Here is a 6,137-nt window from a genome sequence, read left to right as displayed (position 1 = left end):
GCGATGACGACCGTGGCGGCTTCCGCCGCGACGAGCGTCGTGACGAGCGCCCCGGCGGCGGTTTCCGTCGCGATGACCGCGGTGGCGACCGTGGTGGCTTCGGTCGCCGCGATGACGACCGTGGCGGCTTCCGTCGTGACGAGCGCCGCGATGACCGTCGTGACGAGCGTCCCGGTGGTTTCCGCCGTGACGACCGTGGCCCGCGCCGTGACGACGACCGTGGCGGCTTCCGCCGCGATGACCGCCGTGACGACCGTCGCGACGACCGCGGTGGCGACCGTGGTCCCCGTCGTTCGTTCCGTGACGACCGTCAGGGCGGTGGCTACCGGGGTGGCCGCGACGAGCGTTCCGGTGGCTACGGGCGCCGTGACGACCGTGACCGGGACCGTGGCGACCGGGAGCCGGTGAAGCGGATTCCGATCCCGGATGACGTGACCGGCGAGGAGATCGACGCCGACGTGCGGCAGGAGCTGATGAGCCTGCCGAAGACCCTCGCCGAGGACGTCGCCCGCAACCTTGTCATGGTGGCCCGACTGCTGGACGAGGAGCCCGAGCAGGCCTACGGCTACTCCCGCGTCGCCCTGCGGCTCGCCTCCCGCGTCGCCGCCGTCCGTGAGGCCGCCGGCTTCGCCTCGTACGCCACGGGCCAGTACTCCGAGGCGCTCGCCGAGTTCCGCGCCGCCCGTCGTATGACCGGCTCGGTCGAGCTGTGGCCGATCATGGCCGACTGTGAGCGCGGCATGGGCCGCCCGGAGCGCGCCCTGGCCATGGCCGGCGAGCCCGAGGTGCAGAAGCTGGACAAGGCCGGCCAGGTCGAGATGCGCCTGGTCGCCGCCGGTGCCCGTAAGGACATGGGCCAGGCCGAGGCCGCCGTGGTCACCCTGCAGAGCCCCGAGCTGGCCTCGAACTCGGTCCAGCCGTGGACCGCGCGCCTGCGGTACGCCTACGCCGACGCCCTGCTGGAGGTCGGCCGGGAGGCCGAGGCCCGTGAGTGGTTCGCCAAGGCCCTCGAGGCCGACCAGGGCGGCACCACGAACGCCTCCGACCGTCTCGCCGAGCTCGATGGCATCGAGTTCAAGGACGCCCTGGACGAGAGCGCCGACCAGGCCGACGACCAGACCGACGCTCCCGCCGAGGCCGAGGCCGAGGCCGAGGCCGAGGCCGTGACGGAGACCGAGGTGGAGACCGAGGTCGAGGCCGAGGCCCCCGCCGAGGCCCCCAAGGCTCCCGAGGCCCCCAAGGCCGAGGGCGACCAGGGCTGACTGAGCCGGGCGCGCCGCGCCGACGGCCGCTGACGACCGAGGGCGGTGTCCCCGATCATTCGTGATCGGGGACACCGCCCTCGGCGTTTGTCCGGCTGGTTCGGCTAGTTCAGCGCCAGGCTCCGCAGCACCAGGCCCGTCGCCGGCTTCGGGCCGAACGACGTCGACTTGCGGGGCATGGTGACGCCCTGTTCGGCCAGTTCCCGTACGACGTCCTCGCGGACCGGGTACATCAGCACGGCCGTGCCGCCGTGCCGCTCGGCCTGCTGGACGGCGGCGGCGGTCTCATGGATGTAGGCGATGTGCTCGGGGTCGTCCGGGACCTGCCAGAGGTGCTCCAGCAGGAGCGAGTGCAGCACCGTCGCGTCCAGCTCGCGCCATGCCGCCGGGCGGTCGGCGGGGATCGTACGGTCCAGCAGCCGCGGGTCGGGGCGGTCCAGCAGGTGGAAGTGGCCGTCGCCGGCCAGCAGGAAGGCGTTGCCGGGCTCCCGGGCCGCGGCGGCCAGCTCCTCCAGGGCGTTCGGCAGCGGGACGCGGAGGGTGCGGACGCGGAAGGCGCCGCCCAGCCGGTCGAGGGCCTCGGCGACCGGCAGCCGGTGGAGCAGGCGGTGGATGGCGCGGACCCGCAGCGGGTAGCGGGCGGTGTCGACGAGCAGGACGAGGCCGAAGTCCCACGGGCCGGGCGCCGGCTGCTCGGCGCGCAGGCGCAGGTAGGTGGCCCAGCGGTGGTGGCCGTCGGCGATCAGGGCGTGCCGTCGGCCGAGGTCCCGGTCGATGCGGTCGAGGTCATCGGGGTCGGTGATCGACCAGAGGCGGTGGGCGTAGCCGTCGTCCGTGGCGGTGGAGAGGAGGGGCTCGGTGCCGATGACGCGCTCGATGACGCCGGCCGCGCCCTCCTCGTCGTCGCCGCCGCGGTAGGAGAAGAGCAGGGGTTCGAGGTTGGCGCCGGTGTCGCGCATCAGGGCGGCGCGGTCCTCGATGATGTGCGGCATGACGTCCTCGTGGGGGAGGACCACGCCTTCCTCGCGCGGGGTGAGGCGCAGGGCGCCGATGAGGCCGCGCTGGAGGATGCCGTCGCCGCGCTGTTCGTAGACGTAGAGCGCGGGCTCGGGGTCGGCGGCCAGGACGCGTTCCTCCTGCCAGCGGCGGAGGGTCGCGGCGGCCTGGCGGTGGCGTTCGGCGGCGGTGGCGGCCTGGGGGAGGATGAGCCGGACGATGTTGTGCGGGTCGGCGGTCTCCAGGTGGCGCAGGCCGTCGGGCCGTACGACGACGTCGTACGGTGGCGAGGTGACCGACGCGAGGCTGCCGACCCGTTCGGGAACGTAGCGGAGCCCTCGGAAGGGGGCGAGACGCAGCCCCTGCGTCGCGGGGCTGCCGTTGGCACCGTTGCCATGGCCTGGAGTGCTCATTGTGAAATGTTATGTCTCGGGGCGGGATGAGCAATGATCGTGGAAGAGACGTACAGCACAAGGAGCGAGCACAGCATGGAGCAGACCGTCCGTACCCGGCCCGGCGGCAGCGAGGGGCGGCTGAGCGCCGCCTACGACACGGCGCTGCTGGACCTCGACGGTGTGGTGTACGCGGGCGGTGAGGCCATCGCGTACGCCGTGGAGTCCCTGGGGTCGGCACGGGACGGCGGGATGCACCTGGCGTACGTGACGAACAACGCGGCCCGTACGCCGGAGACGGTGGCGGCGCACCTGACCGAGCTGGGGGTGCCGGCCGAGCCGGGCGATGTGATCACCTCGGCGCAGGCGGTGTCCCGGCTGATCTCGGATCAGCTGCCGGCCGGGTCGCGGGTGCTGGTGATCGGCGCCGAGGGGCTGCGGGTCGCGCTGCGGGAGCGTGGCCTGGTGCCGGTGGAGTCGCTGGACGACGACCCGGCCGCCGTGGCGCAGGGGTACGGCGGTCCGGAGATGCCGTGGTCGCGGCTGATGGAGGCGTCGTACGCGGTGGCGCGTGGGCTGCCGTGGTTCGCGTCGAACACGGACCTGACGATTCCGAGTGCCCGGGGGATCGCGCCGGGCAACGGTTCGGCGGTGCAGGTGGTGCGGATAGCCACCGGTGCGGAGCCGCGGGTGGCGGGGAAGCCGCAGCCGCCGATGCACCGCGAGACGATTCTGCGGACGGGTGCCGAGCGGCCGCTGGTGGTGGGCGACCGGCTGGACACGGACATCGAGGGCGCGCACGCGGGGGGTGTGGACTCGCTGCTGGTGCTCACGGGTGTGACGACGCCGGCGCAGCTGCTGGCGGCGCTGCCGGAGCACCGGCCGACGTTCGTGGCGGAGGATCTGCGGGGGCTGCTCGTGCCGCACCCGGCGGTGTCCTCCGACGCGCGGTGCGGGGGCTGGACGGCGTCGGTCGACGGGGACGCGCTCGTGCTGGACGGCGAGGGGGAGCGGATCGACGCGCTGCGGGCGCTGTGCGCCGCCGCGTGGACGGCGGCGGGGGAGGGCTCCTGCGCGCTGGACGCGGGGAAGGCGCTGGCCCGGCTGGGCTGGTAGCGGCTGGTAGTAGCCGGTAGCCGGTAGCCGGTAGCCGGTAGCCGGTAGCCGGTAGCCGGTAGCCGGTAGCCGGATGACGTGAGGGGGGGGGGGGGGGGGGGGGGGGGGGGGGGGGGGGGGGGGGGGGGGGTTGGGGGGGGGGGGGGGGGGGCCAGGCCTCCCAACAGGGTTGGTACGCCCCCCCCGTCCCCCCCCCCCCCCCCCCCCCCCCCCCCCCCCCCCCCCCCCCCGCGCCCCCCCCCCCCCCCCCCAACCCCCCCCCCCCCCCCTCCCCCCCCCCCCCCCCCCCGCCCTCGTCGTTCGGCGGGGGGCTTCTTCAGCCCAGTTCCGCCAGGAGCTGCTCCTCCGTCGCGCCCCGGCGCCAGTAGCCGGTGAACGTGACGGCCCGGCGGTCGAAGCCGCGTTCGCCGACGAGGTGGCGGCGCAGGGAGCGGATCGTGCCGGCCTCGCCGGCGATCCAGGCGTAGGGCGTGCCGGTGGGCAGGCCGGCGGCGCGGACCGTGTCGAGGACGGTGGGCCCGGCGGGGTCGCGGACGAGCCAGGTGATCTCGGCGTCGGCCGCGGTGGGCAGGTCCTCCACGTCGGCGGGGTGGGCCACCTCGATGTAGACCTTGGCGGGGGTGCCGGCCGGGAGCCAGGCGAGGATGCCGGCGGCCGCGGGCAGGGCGGACTCGTCGGCGGTGATCAGGACCCAGTCCGTGCCGGCCGGGGGCTGGAAGTCGACGCCCCCGTTCTCCTCGGCGATCGGCCCCAGAATGGTGACCTTGTCGCCGGGGCGGGCGGTGCGGGACCACAGGGAGGCGGGGCCGTCGTGGCCGGTGCCCTCGCCGTGGCCGTGCTGGACGAAGTCGACGTCCAGCTCGTCCGGGTCGTGACGCAGGGCGCGCACGGTGTACGAGCGCATGACGGCCCGTATGTCCGGGTCCTGGACCCGCCACTCGGCGTACCAGCCCACGCCCCGGTCGTCCGGCAGCACGGGGGCGTCCTGTCCGGGGCGGGGCAGGAACAGCTTGAAGCGCTGGTCGCGGCCGCCGGTGACCATCTCGCCGAGGTGGTCGCCGCCGAAGGTGACGCGGATCAGCGAGGGGCCGATCCGCTCGGTCCGCAGGACGTGGAGGTCGAACCAGCGGTAGGGCGGCGGGGGCGGGGCTTCGGACATCGCTGGGACGGTCCTTCCGGTGTGGTCGACGGTGTGCGGCGGTGTGGTCGGCGGGGCGGGGTGTCGGGCCGGGGTGTCGGACCGGGGTGTCGGGCCGGGACGGCCGGGGCAGCTGGTTGACGCCCGGTCAGGAGGCCTTCTTCGCCTTCTCGATGGCGGCGGCGAGGTCCTCCAGGAGCGGGGCGCAGCCGGCGTAGGAGAAGCGGGGCTCGCTGAGCCAGGGGGCGACCTGGCCGGCCTTGACGGCGGGCAACTGCTCCCAGGTGGGCTTGGCGGCGAGGTCCTTGGGCTGGAGGGCGGAGGTGCGGCTGTCCAGGATGATGAGGTCGGCCCGGTACTTGTCGGCGTTCTCCCAGCTGAGGCTCTCGAAGTAGCCGCCCTTGTCGAGCTTGTCGGGGACGACGAGGTCGACGCCGAGCTCGCGGAAGTACATCAGGTCGGCGTTGACGGCCGGGTTGGAGACGTAGAAGAGGTCGGCGCTGCCGGAGGCGGCCATGACCTTGACGGGGTTGCCCTTGGCGGCCTTGCGCAGGCGCTCGGCGGCCTTCTCGAAGCGGTCCTTGGCGTCGGTGACCTTCTTGGCCCTCAGGTCGGCGCCGAGGGATTCGGCGAGGGCGGCGTAGCGCTTGATGGGCTCGAGCATGGAGACCCGGGCGGAGGTGAGGCCGACGCTGGGGGCGAGGGCGAGGATCTTCTTCTTGCTCTCCTCCGGCACGTACCAGAGGGCCTCGGGCTCGAACATGTTGCTGATGAGGAGGTCCGGCCTGAGGCCCGCGTACTTCTCGATGTTGAACTCGCCCCAGGCGTTGCCGAGGACGGTGAGCTTGTCGACGTCGAGGTCGCCGGCCTGCGGGTCGGGCTTGCCGTCGCCGAGCCTGGTGGGGCCGAAGACGCCGACGCACTCGACGCCGAAGTCGTGGAGGGCGGCGGCGGTTCCGGTGAAGGCGACGATCCGGCGGGGGGTCCTCGGCGTCCGCACGGTCGTGCCGCGGTCGTCCTTGAAGCTCCAGGCGCCGTCCTTGCCGCCGGAGCCGCCGGCGTCCTTGCCCGAGTCGGATGAGCCGCCCCCGCAGGCGGTGAGGAGGGCGCCGAGGCCCAAGGCGCCTCCAGCGGCGAGGAATCCGCGGCGGGAGGTGGTTATGGTGCGGGGGGTGCTCATGGGGTTGCGCTTCTCTCACATGGGGGGTGAATGTGAGGGTAGGCTAACCTAAC

The 6,137-nt window shown here is 74.1% G+C and carries 6 protein-coding genes; 3 read left to right on the top strand and 3 right to left on the bottom strand.

Features of this window, described 5'->3' with window-relative positions:
• Both AC07BS_RS33755 and AC07BS_RS33750 read left to right on the top strand, forming a co-directional pair.
• On the top strand, positions 1-408 hold a 408-nt coding region (locus AC07BS_RS33755; protein ID WP_478935422.1), incomplete at its 5' end, for a hypothetical protein.
• A 50-nt stretch (positions 409-458) separates the two neighbouring features.
• Positions 459-1,262: a tetratricopeptide repeat protein gene (locus AC07BS_RS33750; protein ID WP_478935423.1), complete on the top strand. Its 804-nt coding sequence runs from the start codon at positions 459-461 to the stop codon at positions 1,260-1,262.
• 104 nt (positions 1,263-1,366) lie between these two features.
• Here the strand turns inward: AC07BS_RS33750 and AC07BS_RS33745 are convergent, their stop codons facing one another.
• Complete coding sequence (locus AC07BS_RS33745) at positions 1,367-2,671, bottom strand: DUF1015 family protein (protein WP_478935421.1); 1,305 nt, start codon at positions 2,669-2,671, stop codon at positions 1,367-1,369.
• Positions 2,672-2,746: 75 nt separating this feature from the next.
• Here AC07BS_RS33745 and AC07BS_RS33740 point away from each other — a divergent pair, with 75 nt between their 5' ends.
• Positions 2,747-3,766 (top strand): HAD-IIA family hydrolase, encoded by a 1,020-nt coding sequence (locus AC07BS_RS33740; protein WP_478645046.1) that lies wholly within the window; start codon positions 2,747-2,749, stop codon positions 3,764-3,766.
• A gap of 316 nt (positions 3,767-4,082) precedes the next feature.
• On the opposite strand, the gene AC07BS_RS33735 is transcribed toward AC07BS_RS33740, so the two are convergent.
• Complete coding sequence (locus AC07BS_RS33735) at positions 4,083-4,925, bottom strand: siderophore-interacting protein (RefSeq protein WP_478935420.1); 843 nt, start codon at positions 4,923-4,925, stop codon at positions 4,083-4,085.
• A gap of 127 nt (positions 4,926-5,052) precedes the next feature.
• Positions 5,053-6,084, bottom strand: coding sequence for an ABC transporter substrate-binding protein (locus tag AC07BS_RS33730; protein ID WP_478645041.1), 1,032 nt, complete (start codon positions 6,082-6,084; stop codon positions 5,053-5,055).
• Between the last annotated feature and the right edge of the window lie 53 nt (positions 6,085-6,137).

The organism is Streptomyces sp. NPDC044063 (genome assembly GCF_056434285.1).
The sequence above is the reverse complement of the archived record's forward strand: the minus strand, read 5'-3'. Positions and strand labels throughout refer to the sequence as shown.

What these genes read in the sequence shown, in the direction of transcription:
- AC07BS_RS33735 (WP_478935420.1), bottom strand. Translation starts at nt 4,925, where the DNA reads ATGTCCGAAGCCCCGCCCCCGCCGCCCTACCGCTGGTTCGACCTCCAC.
- AC07BS_RS33740 (WP_478645046.1), top strand. Translation starts at nt 2,747, where the DNA reads ATGGAGCAGACCGTCCGTACCCGGCCCGGCGGCAGCGAGGGGCGGCTG.
- AC07BS_RS33745 (WP_478935421.1), bottom strand. Translation starts at nt 2,671, where the DNA reads ATGAGCACTCCAGGCCATGGCAACGGTGCCAACGGCAGCCCCGCGACG.
- AC07BS_RS33730 (WP_478645041.1), bottom strand. Translation starts at nt 6,084, where the DNA reads ATGAGCACCCCCCGCACCATAACCACCTCCCGCCGCGGATTCCTCGCC.